This is a genomic window from Ruegeria sp. HKCCD7559, from assembly GCF_013110575.1.
GTDB lineage: Bacteria > Pseudomonadota > Alphaproteobacteria > Rhodobacterales > Rhodobacteraceae > Ruegeria.
Map to the genome: position 1 here is coordinate 106,073 of NZ_WVQU01000005.1, position 16,377 is coordinate 122,449.

Genomic DNA, 16,377 nt, shown 5'->3' on the forward strand with positions numbered 1-16,377 from the left:
CCCTAGCACTTCGCTACGCCTTGGGCAAACGCTTGGAGATCAGATGTTCTACCGCCCCGAAGACGGCCACGGATTGCCGCACAACCCGTTCAACGCCATCATCACGCCGCGCCCGATTGGCTGGATTTCGACTCGGGACGCGGATGGGGTCAACAATCTGGCACCCTATTCCTTCTTTAACGGCGTCGCCTATACGCCACCACAGGTCATGTTTGCCTCGACCGGCACCAAACAGGATCAGAACGCCGGCAAGGACAGCATCGCCAATATCGAGGCCACGGGCGTGTTTTGCGTAAATGTCGTGGCCCAAGCGCATCGGGACGCAATGAATGCAAGTTCGGCCGGGTTGCCGAAAGAAGTTGATGAGTTTTCGCATGCCGGGCTTTCACCCATAGAATGCGAAACCATACCCTGCGCACGGATCGAAGGGGTCCCAGCTGCGCTGGAATGCAAGCTGACCCAGATCGTCACGCTGCCCGGTGAAGCCAATCGGGTGGTGTTTGGCGAAGTGACAGGTGTACACCTGCACGACGATCATATTCGGGATGGCAAGTTTGACGTGACCTCGTTCCAACCTTTGGCGCGGCTTGGGTATCGCGATTACTCTGTCGTTTCCGAGTTGTTCAGCCTTTCGAGACCGGATGACTGATGCCCCTGCCTGACGCTGCGCGCCGATATCCTGTCACTCTGCCTGACGGCACGGAACATAAAGGAACGGCCTTTCTGTCACGAGTTATCAACCACCCCAGAATTCAGGTGGGAGATTACACCTACGCATCAGAATTTGACGAACCCGAGGATTGGGCCAATCGGTTGGCCCCTTACCTGTTCGAGTTCTCGCGCGAAAAGCTGGTTTTGGGAAAGTTTTGCCAAATTGCCCATGGCGTCCGCTTTGTGACAGCCTCGGCAAATCACGCAACGGATGGGATAACCTGCTTTCCCTTTCCGGTTTTCGATCCGGAACAGATGCTGGAATTCCAGCCGGACGTCCGCGACACCGTGATCGGCAATGATGTCTGGATCGGCTATGGCGCGCTGATCATGCCAGGAGCCAGTATCGGTGACGGAGCGATAATCGGCGCGGGTTCAGTCGTGCGTGGAACCATCCCGCCGTATGCGATCGTCTCGGGCAATCCTGCCGAAGTACGGCGATACCGGTTTGACGCCGACACAATCGAGCGGTTGCTTGCTTTAAAGTGGTGGGATTGGCCAGCCGAACTGATCGCCGAAGCCGAAAGCGCTCTGCTGACGGGAGATATCGATAAGCTGGAGCGCTTGGACCCTTGAAAAAGGCGGCCTGATTGGCCGCCTTTCGAAGTCAGTGCCCGCCCAGAATACCGGTGCGGACAGAGTAATCTACCGCCAGTTCGTAGTCCGGGTCATCATCACTGTCGACCATGAGGTGTCCGGCTTTGTTCAGCAGTTTGTGACAATCCCGGCTCAGGTGGCGAAGCATGACTCGTTTGCCTGCTGCCTCGTATTTTCCTGCGATATTCTCGATGGCTTGCAGCGCGGACTGATCCACCACGCGGCTTTCGGCGAAATCGATGATGACGGTTTCGGGATCGTTCGGGACGTCGAACAGTTCGATAAAGCCGTCAGAGGACCCAAAGAACAACGGCCCCTGAATTTCATAGACTTTCGCGCCTTTCTCGGTCTCGGAGTCACGCGTGACCGCATGAATGCGCTTGGCATTGTTCCAGGCATAGGCCAGCGCCGAGACGATGACGCCGACCACAACGGCAACGGCCAAGTCCTCCATCACCGTTACGACAGTGACCAGAACGATGACGAACGCATCGGTCATTGGTACTTTGCGCAGAATTTTGAACGAGTTCCACGCAAAGGTGCCGATCACAACCATGAACATCACGCCAACCAGCGCGGCCAGCGGGATTTGTTCGATCAGGGGTGATGCGAACAGGATGAAGACCAGCAGGAAAAGCGCTGCTGCAATTCCGGCAATACGAGTACGCCCGCCGGATTTCACGTTGATCATCGACTGCCCGATCATCGCGCAACCGCCCATGCCGCCGAAAAATCCGGTCACGATATTCGATGCGCCCTGCGCGATGCATTCCTGAGACGCCCCACCACGCTTGCCTGTGATCTCACCCACAAGGTTCAGGGTCAGCAAGGATTCGATCAGGCCGATGGCGGCCAGAATGACTGCATATGGCAGGATGATCTCAAAGGTTTCCCAGTTCAGAGGAACCATTGGAATATGGAAGGAAGGCAGGCCGCCTTCGATCGATGCCAGATCGCCGACGCGCGGCACATCAAGGCCAAAACCGATCACGATTGCCGCGACAACCAGAATACCGGCCAGCGGCGCAGGAATGATGCGTGTAATCCGGGGCATGACCCAGATCACTGCCATTGTCAGCCCGACAAGACCCAACATGGTGTAAAGCTGCATCCCGGACAACCATTCGCCGCCGCCCATGCCATGACCGGTATTTTCCATGGTTCCGGGCACTTTGAACTGCCCCATCTGGGCAAGAAAGATCACGATGGCCAGACCGTTCACAAAGCCCAGCATGACAGGATGCGGCACCAAACGGATGAAGCGCCCCCAATGCATCGCCCCGGCGATGACCTGAAGGAGTCCCATAAGAACAACGGTCGCGAACAGGTATTCAACCCCATGCTCGGCCACCAGTGCCACCATGACAACCGCAAGCGCGCCGGTCGCGCCCGAGATCATGCCCGGCCGTCCACCGATCAGTGCGGTGATCAAACCGACCAAAAACGCCGCATAAAGACCGACCAGCGGGTGCACACCCGCCACAAAGGCAAAGGCCACCGCCTCGGGCACCAGTGCAAGGGCAACAGTCAGGCCGGACAGCAGCTCGATCCGCAGGCGTGAGACGGTCAGCCCTTCATCTGGAACCCAGCGCAGATCGGGAATGGCAAGGCGATTGGCAAAGCTTGCCAGCAAGGCTCGGGGCATCAGACAGTCCTATAGGATTATATGTTCGCGCGAAGGCGTCGTTGTAGCTGGCGCGCCGGCATTGAGCTACTGCATAAAACGGGATGCAGCCATGCGTGTGACGCATACGTGACGCTCGCGGCAAGTTGATTTGCAGAACCATGATGAAGCCACAACATGTGAGGCCATGCGTTGGATCCTCTTCTTACTGTTCCCGGCCCTTCCCGTCCTTGCACAGGATTTGGATGGCAATGACACGGCCGGCAACTGGCGGGTAACGCATCACGAGATTTTCGGCATCTGGAATTCGATCTGTGACGAGCGCGAAGAAGACAACACCCTGCGGCAGCGGTGTTACATCCGACGGGCCGAGGTGTTTTCCTTTCGGCCAAAATTTGCGGCACAGTTCGTTTTCATTACGCCCGAACCTGAAGGTTTCAAAGTTGAATTCGGGATCGAGCCGGGCACTTTCTTCAACCCATCCGGATTTCGCATCGACAACAGCGAAGAAGCCATATGGCGCACGCGGCGCCCCGGATGCCTGACCGGGCTTGGCTGTACCTTCGAAGACCAACGTGCCGAGGCGCTTTTGGACGCCATGCTGACCGGCGATGCGTTCCGCTTTGTGTTTCGAGACCGGCACGGACAATCACAGGATCTGACCTGGTCTCTGGGCATGTTTGGCGCGGCCTGGGATGATTTCACCGTGCAATCGCAGCAGCGCAACCTGTTGACGTTACGGGAATAGGCCTCTTGTCAAATCCGGGCTGAACCCGCACAAATTCAACATCAGATATTCAGGCGGAGCAGGACAGTGACCCAAACCAGAATAGCCGTCATCGGCGGATCGGGCATCTATGACATCGATGGGCTGGAAAACCCGGAATGGGTAGAGGTTGAGACCCCTTGGGGTACGCCGTCAGACCAGATCCTGACAGGGTCGCTTGACGGTATCGAAATGGCCTTTCTGCCACGTCATGGGCGCGGTCATGTGCATTCGCCCACCGATGTACCTTATCGCGCCAATATCGATGCGCTGAAACGGTTGGGCGTGACGGACGTGATCTCGGTGTCGGCCTGCGGATCGTTCCGCGAACATATGGCACCGGGTGACTTCGTGATTGTCGATCAGTTCATCGATCGCACTTTTGCACGGGACAAAAGCTTTTTCGCAACGGGCTGCGTTGCCCATGTCAGCGTTGCTCATCCCACCTGCCCACGCCTGTCGGACTCATGCGAGACGGCAGGTAAGGCCGCCGGCATCACAATCCACCGGGGCGGCACCTATCTGGCGATGGAGGGCCCCCAGTTTTCAAGCCTTGCGGAATCCAGGATGTATCGCGAGCAATGGGGCTGTGACGTGATCGGCATGACCAACATGCCCGAGGCGAAACTCGCCCGCGAGGCCGAGCTGTGTTACGCGTCGATCGCGATGGTCACCGATTATGACAGCTGGCACCCGGACCATGGCGAGGTGGACGTGACCACGATCATCGCCACCCTGACCGGCAATGCCGAAAAAGGCCGCGCACTGGTCAAGGGCCTGCCGTCCCTTCTGGGGGCCGAACGAACACCCTGCCCGCACGGTTGCGACCGGGCGCTGGAATACGCGATCCTGACCGCACCGGAAAAGCGCGACCCGGCGCTTATGGCCAAGTTGGATGCGGTGGCCGGGCGTGTGATGTAAACGCCCGGTTTTGCTACTGATGGCCGGAAATCGCGCCGAAACCCGGCCTGGCACAGGGTACTGGTAAGGTTTGTTGTCCTGCCGGTTTGTCAGAACGGAACGTTCCGTGGCATTTTTCTTTAAGTGTTTCCTGCGACTTCTTGGGTTTCGAGCGTAATGCGTTTTGCGTATTTGGCCTGTTTTAGCGCCTCGAACAGGGAAATTGAATCCGACATTGTCGACTTGAATCCAATTCGTAGTATGACAGAAAATCTGTATGAATTGAGTTGAGTAAAGGAACCGCATTATGCCTTTTGAAGTCTGGCTGGCCTTTGTGGCTGCATCTACGGCTTTGCTGCTGCTCCCCGGCCCGACGGTGTTGCTGGTTCTCAGCTATGCCCTGTCCAAGGGGCGCAGTGTCGCCGTCGCATCGGCCACGGGGGTGGCGGTGGGCGATCTTTTGGCCATGACCGCATCTTTGCTGGGGCTTGGCGCGCTTGTTCTGGCTTCGGCCACGTTGTTTTCCGTTCTCAAATGGGTGGGCGCGGCCTATCTGGTCTGGCTTGGGATCAAGCTGTTGCGCAGTGCGCCAGCCGGTGGATTGAACATGGTCGACACCGGGCGGGATGTCACAGCGCGCAGCGTATTTGGCCACGCAGCCGCCGTCACAGCCCTGAACCCGAAATCCATCGCCTTCTTCATTGCCTTTGTGCCGCAGTTCATACACCCCGCTGAACCGCTTGGACCTCAGTTCGTCATCCTGATTGCCACATTCGTCGGGCTGGCCTGGTTGAACGCGTTGGCCTACGCCCTGTTGGCAGACAGGTTGCGGCGTTTGATCGGCCGCGCCAGCGTAATCACTGCGATGACACAGTTTGGCGGGTTGACCTTGATCGGCATGGGTATGGCCACGGCGGTCCTACGCCGACCGGCCTGACACCGCATCAGTCTTCGGCGTGCTCTTTCATGAATCCACGGATAAATCTGCGGATTTCGCGCGCAGCCGACGTGTCCAGCTCTTTGCAAAGCTCGACAAACGAGTCACGTTCATCCCTGTCGAGGCGTAAGACCAACTGACTGTTTTTCTTGGTCGATCCTTTGCCTTCATTCCTGGCCACGTGTATTTTTCCCAACGAAGTTAAGCTCTATCTGGCGATGCTGTGCATATCCATAGCATAGTTTTTGTCGTTATCGGGCACTTAACGGCAAGGACAGGACATTGACAATGAACCTTGCCACCTTCGGACCGTTCTTGAGCCAGCTCCTCGCAATTGAAGCCGACCGCGCCTGAGACACGGACATGTCGAATTGCAAACCAAACAGATTGCTCATTGCGCTACCGGAAATTCGAGCGTGGAACTGTTTGGAACAGGTGGCAGCAAGCAAGAAAATGGGTCGGAGACTTATCTTGGCCGGCGCACAAGTTGCCTCGGTTTTTGGCCTGCTCAACGCTGCAACCTCACTCCCGTGCTGATCCAGCCGTGGAATTGTTCCTTGCATGGCCAACCCCGTTGGGCCAAACACAATACCTGTGTTTGACGCTAAAAGGTTGGTCCATGTCCAGAAATAAATCTGTCAAAGATTATATCCGAACCATCGTCGATTTCCCGCATGAAGGGATCATGTTTCGGGATGTGACAACTCTGTTTGCCGACCCCCGTGGGTTTCGGATGGCGATTGACCAGATGCTGCACCCCTATGCCGGTGAGCAGATAGACAAAGTGGTCGGGCTTGAAGCACGCGGGTTCATTCTGGGCGGTGCGATTGCACATCAGTTGAGCGTCGGTTTTGTCCCGATCCGCAAGAAAGGCAAACTGCCCGGCACGACAATCAGCCAGGACTACAAGTTGGAATACGGAGAGGCGATCGTCGAGATCCATGACGATGCCATCCAACCCGGCGAAAAAATTCTGGTGGTTGACGATCTGCTCGCCACGGGCGGAACTGCAGCGGCGGGCATCAAGCTGATCGAGCGGCTTGGGGGCGAAATCGTCTCGTGCGCCTTCATCATTGACCTGCCCGAGCTTGGCGGCAGTAAAGTGTTGGAAGAGATGGGCATGGACGTGCATGTCCTGTGCGAATTCGAAGGACTCTGACCAGGAGTTTTTCACAAAAACGTGACTGGAAACTAAAAACCGGAAAGGCTTAGGCTGGTTTTCGCGCCGATCAAGCCGCAAAACGGATCAATATAAGTGATCTTGTGGTCAGGCTGTCCCGTACCCTGTGTGATGCTACTTGAAGCATTTCAACCCAGGGAGTTTAGCTCATGTTCCGCAAATTCGCCGCCGCCGGTGTCGCCTCGATCCTCTTCAGCACTGCTGCATTCGCCGATGGTCACGGCAAGGACATTGTCGACACAGCCGTCGCCGCTGGCAGCTTTGAAACACTTGTCGCGGCAGTTCAGGCCGCCGAACTGGTGGACACACTTAAAGGCGAAGGCCCGTTCACCGTGTTTGCCCCCACCGATGATGCGTTCGCGGCTTTGCCAGAAGGCACCGTCGAAAACTTGCTGAAGCCCGAAAACAAGGATCAGCTGGTTGCCATTCTGACCTACCATGTCGTGCCGGGCAAAGTGATGTCAGGTGATCTGAGCGATGACATGACGGCTGCAACCGTACAAGGCGGCGATATCACGATCGATCTGGATTCGGGTGTGATGGTGAATGACGCCAACGTGGTTCAGGCCGACATCGAAACCAAGAACGGCGTGATCCATGTGATCGACAAGGTGATCCTGCCTGCATCGTAGGAAACAACCGGGCACGGTCCGACGTTCGGGCCGTGTTCACCCTTTCAGAACCGCGCCGGGATTCATGATGCCCTGCGGGTCCAATGCCCGCTTGATGGCCCGCATCGCGCCCAGCTTGGCTGGATCGCAGTAGCGTTCCAAATCGCTGGTCTTTAGGCGCCCGACCCCATGTTCGGCACTGACCGAACCGTCGAAGGAATAGACCAGATGATGGACGGCCTGCTTGATCGCGCCTCTTTGATCATCAAATTCCGATCGGTATCGCCCTTTGGGCGGGAACACGTTGTAATGCAGGTTGCCGTCACCAAGATGACCAAAGCAATTGATCCGGAAGGGCCCCAGGCGTGCAATCAATTCTCTGCCTTCGCAAATGAAATCGGGAATTCTGGAAATCGGGATCGAGATATCATGGCTCGACACTGACCCGATCAGACGATTGGCTTCGGGAATGCGTTCGCGCACCGCCCACAAATCGGCTCTCTGCGCTTCACTTTGGGCGATTACTCCGTCCTGAACCTGACCGAGTTCTTCAGCGCGAACAAAGAGTTCCTCCAACGCGGCAAATGGTGATTGCCCATCAGCCAGACCCAGCTCGATCAAAACGCTCCACTCCGGGGGCGAGGCGAACGGCTGACGGACATCCGGCAGAACCTCGGTCAGGAAATCAAGCCCTTGCCGGTGGATCAGTTCAAACGTGCTGACGGCCTCACCCACCTTGTCCCGCGCCAAAGCCAGCAGGTCGATCGCCGCTTCGGGAGAAGCCACCTGAAACACCGCGGTCCCGACACCGGTGGGTCGCGGGAACAGCTTCAGCGATGCGGCAGTGATGATCCCCAGCGTCCCCTCGGCCCCAATCAGCAGGTTGCGCAAGTCATAGCCGGTGTTGTCCTTTCGCAGCCGGCTGAGGCCATGCCAGATCTCACCACTGGGCAGCACCGCCTCAAGCCCCAGGCACAGGTCGCGCGCGTTGCCATACCGCAAAACGTTGACGCCCCCTGCGTTGGTCGACAGGTTGCCCCCGATCCGGCAGGATCCCTGCGCCGCCAATGACAAAGGAAACAACCGGTTTACCGCCTCGGCTGCGGCCTGAACGTCTTGAAGAATAGCCCCGGCTTCGGCGACCAGAACGTTCTCGGTTGGAAAGACAGACCGGATGACGGTCATCCGTTCCAACGAGATCACCAACGGCGCAGGCCCCGCCGACATCACCTGCCCGCCGACCAGGCCAGTGCCGCCGCCATATGGAACAATCGGAACCTGTGCCTGTGCAGCCAATTTTACAAGCTGCGCCACCTCATCGGTGTTGCGCGGCAAGGCCAGCAGACCGACCCGTCCCGAAAAACGCCCGCGCGGTTCTTCCAAATACCGTTCCTCTACGGGGCGCAGCACACCGTCGCCCAGTTTCGAACGGAGCAGCGCGGCAAAACGGTCATCAGCGGGGTTCAAACTCATACGCCTCCAATGCCCAAGCGATGCGGTTGCCGCAAGCCTTATTCAAGATCAATCAGATAGCGCGGCTCAAGCACCACAACCGTGGGGCGGTCCGGAAGGTTCCGCAACGACACGGTGATCTCCGACACCCCGTCGCGCTCAACCGGAAATGTATCCCTGATATCCACCAGGAAGCGATCCAGCGAAAACTGCGAGAACCAGTGCATCGGAATGATGACAGAACTTTTCAGCCGTTTCAGAACCGCAATCATATCGGGCAAAGGCATCGTGGTCCCGCCATCCACGGCGGCCATGACCACATCCAGCCGCCCGAGCGCGGCAAACTGTTCATCCGAAGGGACATGATGCAAATGCCCCAGATGACCTATGCACAACCCCTCAACCTCGAACACAAAAATCGAATTGCCGCGTTCTTCGACCCCACCATATACAGACCGGATATCGGTCGAGACATTGCGCACCAGCATCTCACCCAGATCCAGATGATGCTCGATACCTTTCCCGAACTCTCCCCACCCCGGGAGAACATGCGGAATGGCCGGGTCGGGATGCGCCGTCCAATGCGTGCCGTGGGCATGGTTCATCGTCACCACGTCGGGGATCAGGTTTGCGCTGCCGATAAATCCGGTAAAATCCGTCACCGCATTCAGCCCGCCGCGGGTCTGGATCATGAAAGACGCATGCGCGATATAGCTGATCCGCACCGAGAATTCCGGCACCGGATCCTGCCAGGCCGCCCTGTGCAGATACTCGATTCCGGGCGCCGCATCGGCAATGGCGACACAATGACTTGGCCGTCGCTCCTGCGCAGCGGCCCCGCCCGAAATCACCATCAATGCCGCAATCAACCAGCGCATACCCCGAGTGTAGCGCAGAAAGACAACAAGTCATGCCCGTTGTTCATCTGGCCCCAAATATCCCGGGGGAGGCGCGGCTTGCCGCGACGGGGGCAGCGCCCCCTATCCCGCGTCGGTTTTTCCACGCCGGTCAGACCGCAGGCTGGCATACAGAACATGCGTCCGCCACCGCCCGTTGATTTGCAAATACGACTGCGCCACGCCCTCGTATTTGAAGGCCGAGCTTTCCAGCAACCCGCGCGACGCCCGGTTTTCCGGCAGGCAGGCGGCTTCAATCCGGCTCAGGTCCAAACGGGTAAAGGCATGGTGAACCATCGCGCCGATGGCTTCACGCATATACCCTTGTCGGGCAAAGGCCTGACCGGTCCAGTACCCCAATGTGCCCGCCTGTGCGGGACCGCGCCGAATGTTGTCCAGCGTGATGGCCCCAACCAACACGTCATCTTCACGGCGAAACAGAAAAAGCGGAATTGCCGTCCCGGCCGCTACCGAACGTTGTGCCCAATACACACGGTTGGTAAAGGATTTGCGGCTCAGGTGGTCCTTGGCCCAGATCGGTTCCCAAGGCGTCAGGTAACCTTTCGAGGCTCGCCGCAACGCGGCCCAATCGTTGAAGTCGGAATGTACAGGCGGGCGCAGGCTGAGCCGCGCAGTCTCGAGTTTCAGCTTGCGTCTGCCCAACAGCATCACGCCGCGCGCCTCTCCTGTAGTTCGGCCAATGTCGGCGCCCCCGAAACCGGCCCGTACAGCGCCAAAGCGGCAGGTGCGTTGACGGCCATCTGCTCGGCAAATACGCGCACATTTTCGGTGCTGACCGCATCGATCTTGGCCACCGTATCTTCCAGAGACGGGACCCGCCCCCAGATCTGAACCAGCCGCGCCAGCCGTTCGGCCCGGTTTGACGGGCTTTCCAGCCCCATCAACATCCCGGCTTTCATTTGCGCACGGGCACGGGCAACCTCTTCCGTGGTCATGTCCTCTGCTGCGCGCTTCATCTCGTCGATGGTGATGGTGGCAAGCTCTGCCACCTGATCTGCCGAGGTACCGGCGTAGATCGTCGTCGTACCGGTATCCGCATAGGCACCAGTCTGGGCAAAGATCGTATAGCAGAGCCCGCGTGTTTCACGCACCTCCTGGAACAGCCGTGAGGACATGCCGCCACCCAGAGCCGTCGAATATATCTGCGCCGTATAGATCGCATCGTCGCGATAACCCGGGCTTTCCAGCGCAAGTGCAAAATGGGCCTGCTCCAGCTTTTTCTCCTGCCGTGCTTCACCACCGGTAAAGCGCGCAGGGTCGGCGATCAGCCCGGTGCGTGGTTGCAGATGACCGAACATCTCTTCGGCCATTTTCATCAGCTGATCGTGATCCACGGCACCGGCAGCAGACAGGATCATCTGATCGGGGCCATAATGCTCTGCTACGAAGCCAGAGAGGTCTTCTCGTGAAAACGCACTGACCCGTTCGGATGGTCCCAGAATGGTTCGGCCCAAAGGCTGGTCGTGATAGCTCTGCTCCTGTAACCAGTCAAAGATCACATCGTCGGGCGTGTCATAGGCCTGACCGATCTCCTGAAGGATCACGCCGCGTTCGACCTCGATTTCGCGCGGGTCGAAAACCGGGTTCAGAACGATGTCGCCGATCACGTCCATCGCCAGCGCCACGTCGTCCTTCAGAACGCGCGCGTAATAGGCCGTTACCTCGCGCGAGGTATAGGCGTTGATGTATCCGCCCACATCCTCGATCGCCTCGGCGATTTGCAGCGCCGAACGGCGCTCGGTTCCCTTGAACGCCATATGTTCAAGGAAATGCGCGATTCCGTTCTGTTCGATCCGCTCATGCCGCCCACCGGCGGTTACCCAGATGCCGATGGCCGCAGATTGCAGCCCCGGCATATGTTCACTGACGATACGAAACCCGTTCTTCAGTTGGTCTTGTCTGACAGTCACTCAGCGATGTGCCTTTTTATATGATCCTCAAGGGCACCCAGATCATTGGCGATGCGGGTCACCCGTTCCGGACGTTCATACAGATCAGACATGCGGGATGGAAGAGGTGGATGCACGTCGCTCGCCTTCTCGACTGCGGCGGGGAACTTGGCGGGATGCGCAGTGGCCAAGGTGATCATCGGGGTATCGGTGGCACGGTGGTCTTCGCCGACCTTGATCCCGACCGCAGTGTGCGGGCAGACCAGTTCCGCGCTGTGGGCAAGCGTATGCCTGATCGTCGCCAGCGTTTCGTCTTCGGACACCCGGCCCGAGTCGAAACTCTCGCGCAGCGCTTCCATCGCGCCCTGGCTGACGTTGAAGCCGCCATTTTTGAGCTCGTCCATCAGCTGCGCCACGGCACCGCCGTCCTCGCCATAGGCGTAATACAACGCCCGCTCAAAGTTCGAGCTGACCTGAATGTCCATCGACGGGCTGATCGAGGGGATGGTGTCGCCCTTGAAATACCCCTCACCCGACAGACAGCGGTGCAGGATGTCATTCTGGTTGGTTGCAACGACCAGACGGTCGATGGGCAAGCCCATGCGCTTGGCCAGATAGCCTGCGAAGATGTCGCCGAAATTGCCGGTCGGCACAGTGAAACTGACCTTGCGGTGCGGCGCGCCGAGGCTGACGGCGGCCGAGAAATAATAAACGATCTGCGCCAGCACCCGGGCGAAGTTGATCGAGTTCACACCTGCCAGCTTGACCCCGTCGCGGAAGTCGAAATCGTTGAACATATCTTTCAGCGCGGCCTGACAATCATCGAAATCGCCATCCACGGCCAAGGCATGAACGTTGCTGTCCGCAGGCGTCGTCATCTGGCGACGCTGCACCTCGGACACGCGGCCATGCGGGAACAGGATGAACACATCCACGGCATCCAGCCCCCGGAACGCCTCAATCGCGGCAGAACCGGTGTCGCCGCTGGTCGCGCCCACGATGGTCACGCGGTCATTGCGCCGTTTCAGGGCCACCTGGAACAGCTGGCCGATCAACTGCATGGCAAAGTCTTTGAAGGCCAGCGTGGGGCCGTGGAAGAGCTCCAGCAAGAAGTGATTCTCGTTCAGCTGCTTCAGCGGCGCGCGGGCGTCATGACCAAAACCCTCGTAGGCACGCGCGATGATCTGCTTGAACTCATCCTCTGCAAAGGAGCCGCTGACATAGGGCCACATCACACGGAACGCGATGTCTTCATAGGGCAGACCAGCAAGCGCCGCGATCTTGTCATGGCTCATCACAGGGATCTCGGCGGGCAGATAAAGCCCCCCATCGCGGGCCAATCCGGTCAGCATCGCCTCTTCAAAGGTCAGTTCTGGCGCTTGGCCACGGGTCGAGATGTATTTCATTGCTCTTCACTCTCAGAAGGGGCGCGATTGCGCCACAGAAAATAACCGGTCATCACAGCCCAAACCAGAGCCAAGCCAAACCAGGTGATTGCATATTGCAGGTGATCGTTTGGAATCCCCGCCGTATCCACCGGCAAAGGCGTCACGTTCGGGTCGGTCTGAGACCGTGCAATCAGCAACACCGGTTCGGCCCCCAGCGCGGCGGCCAGATTGGGCACGTCCCGGGCAAACCAGATGTTGTCGTCAATATCGGGCTCGGGCGTATAGCTGTCGACCTCATCCGGCCAGTGCAGGTTGCCGGTGATCTCCATCGGACCGGTCAGACGCGACGCCTGTTTTGCAGTTGTCGGCACAAACCCCCGATCGACCAGAATTGTGCGGTCCTCGGTGTTGAACGATTGGATGATGCGATACCCTGCCCCGACCTGTTTGACCGAAACAAGAACATGGATTTCGCCTGGTTCCATCTCACCCGAAACCGTTATCGGAAGGTATTTGTCGGTGTCCTCTGAAACCTGCCGGGGCAAGGCGATAGGGTCGGCTGAAATGCGACTTTCAATCTCTGCCAACAGCTCCTGTTTCCAGGCCAGACGCTGCATCTGCCAGATCCCCAGCGACAGCAGAACGCCCAAACCGGCGAGGCCGAAGATCAGCAGGAACAGAATGCGGCGCATGGCAGGGTCGAACCTCGTTTCAGGAACCGGCGTCTTGTTAAGGGGCGTGTGGGCCAAATTGCAACCACGCAATTGTATGGGGCGCAATCTTGCGCCCGGAACAGAGAAAAAGCCGCCCCTCAAGGGCGGCTTTTGCAATTTGATCAGCTGATCGGGCTTACATCAGCGGGGCCTGTCCCCAGATGTAGACTGCAAAAAACAGGAACAGCCAGACAACGTCAACGAAATGCCAGTACCAGGCCGCCGCTTCGAACCCGACATGCTTTTCCGGTGTGAAGTCGCCTTTGAGGGCCCGGATCAGGCAGACCGACAGGAAGATGGTGCCGATGATGACGTGGAAACCATGAAAACCGGTCGCCATGAAGAAGTTCGAATAGAACTGATCATCGCCAAATTTCCAACCTTCATGGGCCAGCAGCTCATAGTATTCGAACGCCTGCAAACCGGTAAAGGCAATGCCCAGAACGATACCGATGGCCAGACCGTTGATCAGCGCTTTGCGGTCGTTGTCATGCACCAGCGCGTGGTGGGCCCAGGTGATAGCACAGCCCGACAGCAGCAGAACCAGAGTGTTGATCAGCGGCAGGTGGAACGGGTCAACCGCGTGGATGTCCGGCTGGATGTATTCGGTGCCGGCATAGTCGTACATCGGGTACATGCGATGTTTGAAGAACGACCAGAACCAGGCAAAGAAGAACATCACCTCGGACATGACGAACAGGATAAAACCGTACCGCAGACCGATGCGAACCACAGGGGTGTGATCCCCCTGGCGGCTTTCGACAACAACTTCGGACCACCATGCGAACATGGTGTAAAGAACTGCGACCAGACCGGCCCAGAACATCCACGGGGTCAATCCGTGCATCCAAAGGACGGCTCCGAACAACATCACAAAGCCGCCGACAGCTCCGATCAGAGGCCAGATCGACGGGGCCAGAATGTGATAATCATGGTTTTTAGCGTGTGCCATCAGCGTCCCTCACCTACAGGCGTTAGTTCGTGTTTGTTTCTGCCTGCGCTTCAAGGGCGGCATAGCCCTCTGGCAGGTCAATTTCGTAGAATGTATACGACAGCGTGATCGTATGAACATACTTTGCTTCAAGATCTTCGACCATTTCAGGATCGACGAAGAAGGTCACCGGCATCTCTACCCGTTCGCCGGGTTGCAGCACCTGCTCTTCAAAGCAGAAACAGGCAATTTTTTGAAAATACCCGCCCGCCGAATAGGGTGCCACATTGTATGAGGCCTGACCCGCTATTGGACGATCCGTTGGGTTGTAGGCCTCATAGAAAGCCAGTCCGGTCTCGCCGATGCGCACTTCCATCTCGCGAACGACCGGTTTGAATTCCCAGGCCATGTTTTTGGCCTTGGACGCATCAAACCGTACGGTGACCGTGCGGTCCAGAATGTCTTCGGGGGCGGCTTCGGCCACACCGGTTGTACCGCCAAATCCGGTCACGCGGCAGAACCAGTCGTAGAATGGTACCGCCGCCCAGGCCAGGCTACCCATCAGGACAACCACACCCACGGTTTGAGCGACCGTTTTCTGTGGACCAGACAAAGCCATCAGTTCTGGATCTCCTGTGTGGCCATGTTGAAGTCAGTACCCGAGACCTTGACGATCGTCAGGCCGAAAATGATCACGATAAAGGCAGCCAGCGTCAGGCCGACGCCCAGATTGCGGCTGAACCGACGCTGATGCAGTTCATGGCTTTTGCGCAGGCTCATGACCATCCTCCCAAACCATAGGGTTTCAGCAAGGCTTCGGCCAGAATAGCGCCGAAATGCAGGAAGAGGTAGAGCAGCGAAAGCTTGAAAAAGCTGCGTTCGACCTTGAAACTATCGGCCTCCGAGTCATCCTCGGTCCGACGTGAAATTTGCCAGGCGCCGCGCAGGAACAACGCGTTCAACACCAAAGCCACGGTCAGATAGATGGGACCACCGATGCCAGAGAACGCGGTTCCCACCGCCAGTATCGCCAGCAGGGCCGTATAGACGAGAATGTGTACACGCGTCGCACGGCGACCATGCGTGACGGTCAGCATAGGCACGCCCGCGTCATCATAGTCCGAGCGCATGAACAGCGCGAGTGCCCAGAAATGCGGCGGTGTCCACATGAAGGTCAGGGCGAACATCAGCCACGGTTCAACCTCCATGGACCCGGTAGCAGCCACCCAGCCAATAACCGGCGGGAAGGCCCCGGCGGCACCGCCAATCACGATGTTCTGCGGCGTCGTGCGCTTCAGCCACATCGTGTAGACGACAACATAAAAGAAGATGGTGAAGCCAAGGAAAGCGCCTGCGAACCAGTTGGTCGCAAGGCCCAGCATGATGACCGACAGGCCCGACAGGGTCAGGCCGATGGCCATCGCCTCGCCCTCTTCCACTTTGCCGGACGGGATCGGGCGGCCCTTGGTACGTTTCATGACACGGTCGATATCCGCGTCCCACCACATGTTCAGCGCACCGGACGCGCCGCCGCCAATGGCGATGAACAGAATGGCGCAGAACCCGACAAAGGGGTGGACCGGAACCGGGGCCGCCAGCAGACCGACCAGCGCCGTGAACACGACCAGAGACATCACGCGCGGCTTCAGCAGGGCGAAGTAATCGCCAAAGCTGGCCTCGTCCGCGTGGGCGGTCGCTGTGCTGGCATTGATGCTTGCGTCGGTCATCTCGGGTCCTTCTGGGGCGAAAGCTGCGCGGTCA

The 16,377-nt window shown here is 58.2% G+C and carries 19 protein-coding genes; 7 read left to right on the top strand and 12 right to left on the bottom strand.

From position 1 onward, the window contains the following. Positions 1-43 precede the first annotated feature (43 nt). Positions 44-649 carry a flavin reductase family protein gene (locus tag GS605_RS14440; protein WP_171636908.1) on the top strand — a complete coding sequence of 202 codons (606 nt, stop codon included), beginning with the start codon at positions 44-46 and terminating at the stop codon, positions 647-649. Next, the gene (locus GS605_RS14445; RefSeq protein ID WP_171724419.1) at positions 649-1,287 is read left to right on the top strand and encodes a CatB-related O-acetyltransferase; all 639 of its coding nucleotides are present in this window, start codon (positions 649-651) and stop codon (positions 1,285-1,287) included. Before GS605_RS14440 ends, GS605_RS14445 begins: the two co-directional genes overlap by 1 nt. A 31-nt stretch (positions 1,288-1,318) precedes the next feature. Here GS605_RS14445 and GS605_RS14450 read toward each other — a convergent pair whose 3' ends face one another. Further along, entirely contained in the window at positions 1,319-2,953 is a 1,635-nt protein-coding gene (locus GS605_RS14450) for a SulP family inorganic anion transporter (RefSeq protein WP_171636902.1), read from the bottom strand. A gap of 166 nt (positions 2,954-3,119) precedes the next feature. On the opposite strand from GS605_RS14450, the gene GS605_RS14455 reads away from it, so the two are divergent. The 3 genes from GS605_RS14455 (at position 3,120) to GS605_RS14465 (ending at position 5,535) form a co-directional block, all read left to right on the top strand. Next, positions 3,120-3,680, top strand: coding sequence for a hypothetical protein (locus tag GS605_RS14455; RefSeq protein WP_171724420.1), 561 nt, complete (start codon positions 3,120-3,122; stop codon positions 3,678-3,680). Positions 3,681-3,746: 66 nt separating this feature from the next. After that, positions 3,747-4,619 (top strand): S-methyl-5'-thioadenosine phosphorylase, encoded by an 873-nt coding sequence (locus tag GS605_RS14460; RefSeq protein WP_171724421.1) that lies wholly within the window; start codon positions 3,747-3,749, stop codon positions 4,617-4,619. Between the two features lie 286 nt (positions 4,620-4,905). Next, complete coding sequence (locus GS605_RS14465; protein WP_171724422.1) at positions 4,906-5,535, top strand: LysE family translocator; 630 nt, start codon at positions 4,906-4,908, stop codon at positions 5,533-5,535. A 7-nt stretch (positions 5,536-5,542) separates the two neighbouring features. Here the strand turns inward: GS605_RS14465 and GS605_RS14470 are convergent, their stop codons facing one another. Beyond that, on the bottom strand, positions 5,543-5,716 hold the full coding sequence (locus tag GS605_RS14470) for a hypothetical protein (RefSeq protein ID WP_171117543.1): 174 nt from the start codon (positions 5,714-5,716) through the stop codon (positions 5,543-5,545). A gap of 438 nt (positions 5,717-6,154) precedes the next feature. Between GS605_RS14470 and GS605_RS14475 the strand changes: the two genes are divergently transcribed. Both GS605_RS14475 and GS605_RS14480 read left to right on the top strand, forming a co-directional pair. Then, complete coding sequence (locus GS605_RS14475; RefSeq protein ID WP_171636894.1) at positions 6,155-6,694, top strand: adenine phosphoribosyltransferase; 540 nt, start codon at positions 6,155-6,157, stop codon at positions 6,692-6,694. Between the two features lie 170 nt (positions 6,695-6,864). Further along, positions 6,865-7,347 (top strand): fasciclin domain-containing protein, encoded by a 483-nt coding sequence (locus GS605_RS14480; RefSeq protein WP_117869700.1) that lies wholly within the window; start codon positions 6,865-6,867, stop codon positions 7,345-7,347. 36 nt (positions 7,348-7,383) lie between these two features. Here GS605_RS14480 and GS605_RS14485 read toward each other — a convergent pair whose 3' ends face one another. The 10 genes from GS605_RS14485 to cyoE form a co-directional block, all read right to left on the bottom strand. Next, positions 7,384-8,799 carry an FAD-binding oxidoreductase gene (locus tag GS605_RS14485; protein ID WP_171724423.1) on the bottom strand — a complete coding sequence of 472 codons (1,416 nt, stop codon included), beginning with the start codon at positions 8,797-8,799 and terminating at the stop codon, positions 7,384-7,386. Between the two features lie 38 nt (positions 8,800-8,837). Further along, positions 8,838-9,656, bottom strand: coding sequence for an MBL fold metallo-hydrolase (locus tag GS605_RS14490; protein WP_171205647.1), 819 nt, complete (start codon positions 9,654-9,656; stop codon positions 8,838-8,840). Positions 9,657-9,758: 102 nt separating this feature from the next. Further along, positions 9,759-10,343: a GNAT family N-acetyltransferase gene (locus tag GS605_RS14495; RefSeq protein ID WP_171636888.1), complete on the bottom strand. Its 585-nt coding sequence runs from the start codon at positions 10,341-10,343 to the stop codon at positions 9,759-9,761. Further along, complete coding sequence (locus GS605_RS14500; protein ID WP_171724424.1) at positions 10,343-11,605, bottom strand: insulinase family protein; 1,263 nt, start codon at positions 11,603-11,605, stop codon at positions 10,343-10,345. The genes GS605_RS14495 and GS605_RS14500 overlap by 1 nt, the downstream gene beginning before the upstream one ends. After that, complete coding sequence (gene thrC / locus GS605_RS14505; protein ID WP_171724425.1) at positions 11,602-12,990, bottom strand: threonine synthase; 1,389 nt, start codon at positions 12,988-12,990, stop codon at positions 11,602-11,604. The genes GS605_RS14500 and thrC overlap by 4 nt, the downstream gene beginning before the upstream one ends. Continuing rightward, the gene (locus GS605_RS14510; protein WP_171724426.1) at positions 12,987-13,664 is read right to left on the bottom strand and encodes an SURF1 family protein; all 678 of its coding nucleotides are present in this window, start codon (positions 13,662-13,664) and stop codon (positions 12,987-12,989) included. Before GS605_RS14510 ends, thrC begins: the two co-directional genes overlap by 4 nt. Before the next feature lie 157 nt (positions 13,665-13,821). Continuing rightward, positions 13,822-14,637, bottom strand: a complete 816-nt coding sequence (locus tag GS605_RS14515; protein ID WP_152457261.1) for a cytochrome c oxidase subunit 3 — start codon at positions 14,635-14,637, stop codon at positions 13,822-13,824. A 22-nt stretch (positions 14,638-14,659) separates the two neighbouring features. Then, on the bottom strand, positions 14,660-15,235 hold the full coding sequence (locus tag GS605_RS14520; RefSeq protein WP_152457260.1) for a cytochrome c oxidase assembly protein: 576 nt from the start codon (positions 15,233-15,235) through the stop codon (positions 14,660-14,662). Beyond that, complete coding sequence (locus GS605_RS14525; RefSeq protein WP_171636882.1) at positions 15,235-15,396, bottom strand: hypothetical protein; 162 nt, start codon at positions 15,394-15,396, stop codon at positions 15,235-15,237. The genes GS605_RS14520 and GS605_RS14525 overlap by 1 nt, the downstream gene beginning before the upstream one ends. Continuing rightward, positions 15,393-16,343 carry a heme o synthase gene (gene cyoE / locus GS605_RS14530; RefSeq protein ID WP_171724427.1) on the bottom strand — a complete coding sequence of 317 codons (951 nt, stop codon included), beginning with the start codon at positions 16,341-16,343 and terminating at the stop codon, positions 15,393-15,395. The genes GS605_RS14525 and cyoE overlap by 4 nt, the downstream gene beginning before the upstream one ends. Between the last annotated feature and the right edge of the window lie 34 nt (positions 16,344-16,377).

Coding starts and splice junctions, on each gene's coding strand:
- cyoE (WP_171724427.1), bottom strand. CDS start 16,343: ATGACCGACGCAAGCATCAATGCCAGCACAGCGACCGCCCACGCGGAC.
- GS605_RS14465 (WP_171724422.1), top strand. CDS start 4,906: ATGCCTTTTGAAGTCTGGCTGGCCTTTGTGGCTGCATCTACGGCTTTG.
- GS605_RS14480 (WP_117869700.1), top strand. CDS start 6,865: ATGTTCCGCAAATTCGCCGCCGCCGGTGTCGCCTCGATCCTCTTCAGC.
- thrC (WP_171724425.1), bottom strand. CDS start 12,990: ATGAAATACATCTCGACCCGTGGCCAAGCGCCAGAACTGACCTTTGAA.
- GS605_RS14440 (WP_171636908.1), top strand. CDS start 44: ATGTTCTACCGCCCCGAAGACGGCCACGGATTGCCGCACAACCCGTTC.
- GS605_RS14515 (WP_152457261.1), bottom strand. CDS start 14,637: ATGGCACACGCTAAAAACCATGATTATCACATTCTGGCCCCGTCGATC.
- GS605_RS14485 (WP_171724423.1), bottom strand. CDS start 8,799: ATGAGTTTGAACCCCGCTGATGACCGTTTTGCCGCGCTGCTCCGTTCG.
- GS605_RS14490 (WP_171205647.1), bottom strand. CDS start 9,656: ATGCGCTGGTTGATTGCGGCATTGATGGTGATTTCGGGCGGGGCCGCT.
- GS605_RS14510 (WP_171724426.1), bottom strand. CDS start 13,664: ATGCGCCGCATTCTGTTCCTGCTGATCTTCGGCCTCGCCGGTTTGGGC.
- GS605_RS14475 (WP_171636894.1), top strand. CDS start 6,155: ATGTCCAGAAATAAATCTGTCAAAGATTATATCCGAACCATCGTCGAT.
- GS605_RS14525 (WP_171636882.1), bottom strand. CDS start 15,396: ATGAGCCTGCGCAAAAGCCATGAACTGCATCAGCGTCGGTTCAGCCGC.
- GS605_RS14455 (WP_171724420.1), top strand. CDS start 3,120: ATGCGTTGGATCCTCTTCTTACTGTTCCCGGCCCTTCCCGTCCTTGCA.
- GS605_RS14520 (WP_152457260.1), bottom strand. CDS start 15,235: ATGGCTTTGTCTGGTCCACAGAAAACGGTCGCTCAAACCGTGGGTGTG.
- GS605_RS14450 (WP_171636902.1), bottom strand. CDS start 2,953: ATGCCCCGAGCCTTGCTGGCAAGCTTTGCCAATCGCCTTGCCATTCCC.
- GS605_RS14445 (WP_171724419.1), top strand. CDS start 649: ATGCCCCTGCCTGACGCTGCGCGCCGATATCCTGTCACTCTGCCTGAC.
- GS605_RS14495 (WP_171636888.1), bottom strand. CDS start 10,343: ATGCTGTTGGGCAGACGCAAGCTGAAACTCGAGACTGCGCGGCTCAGC.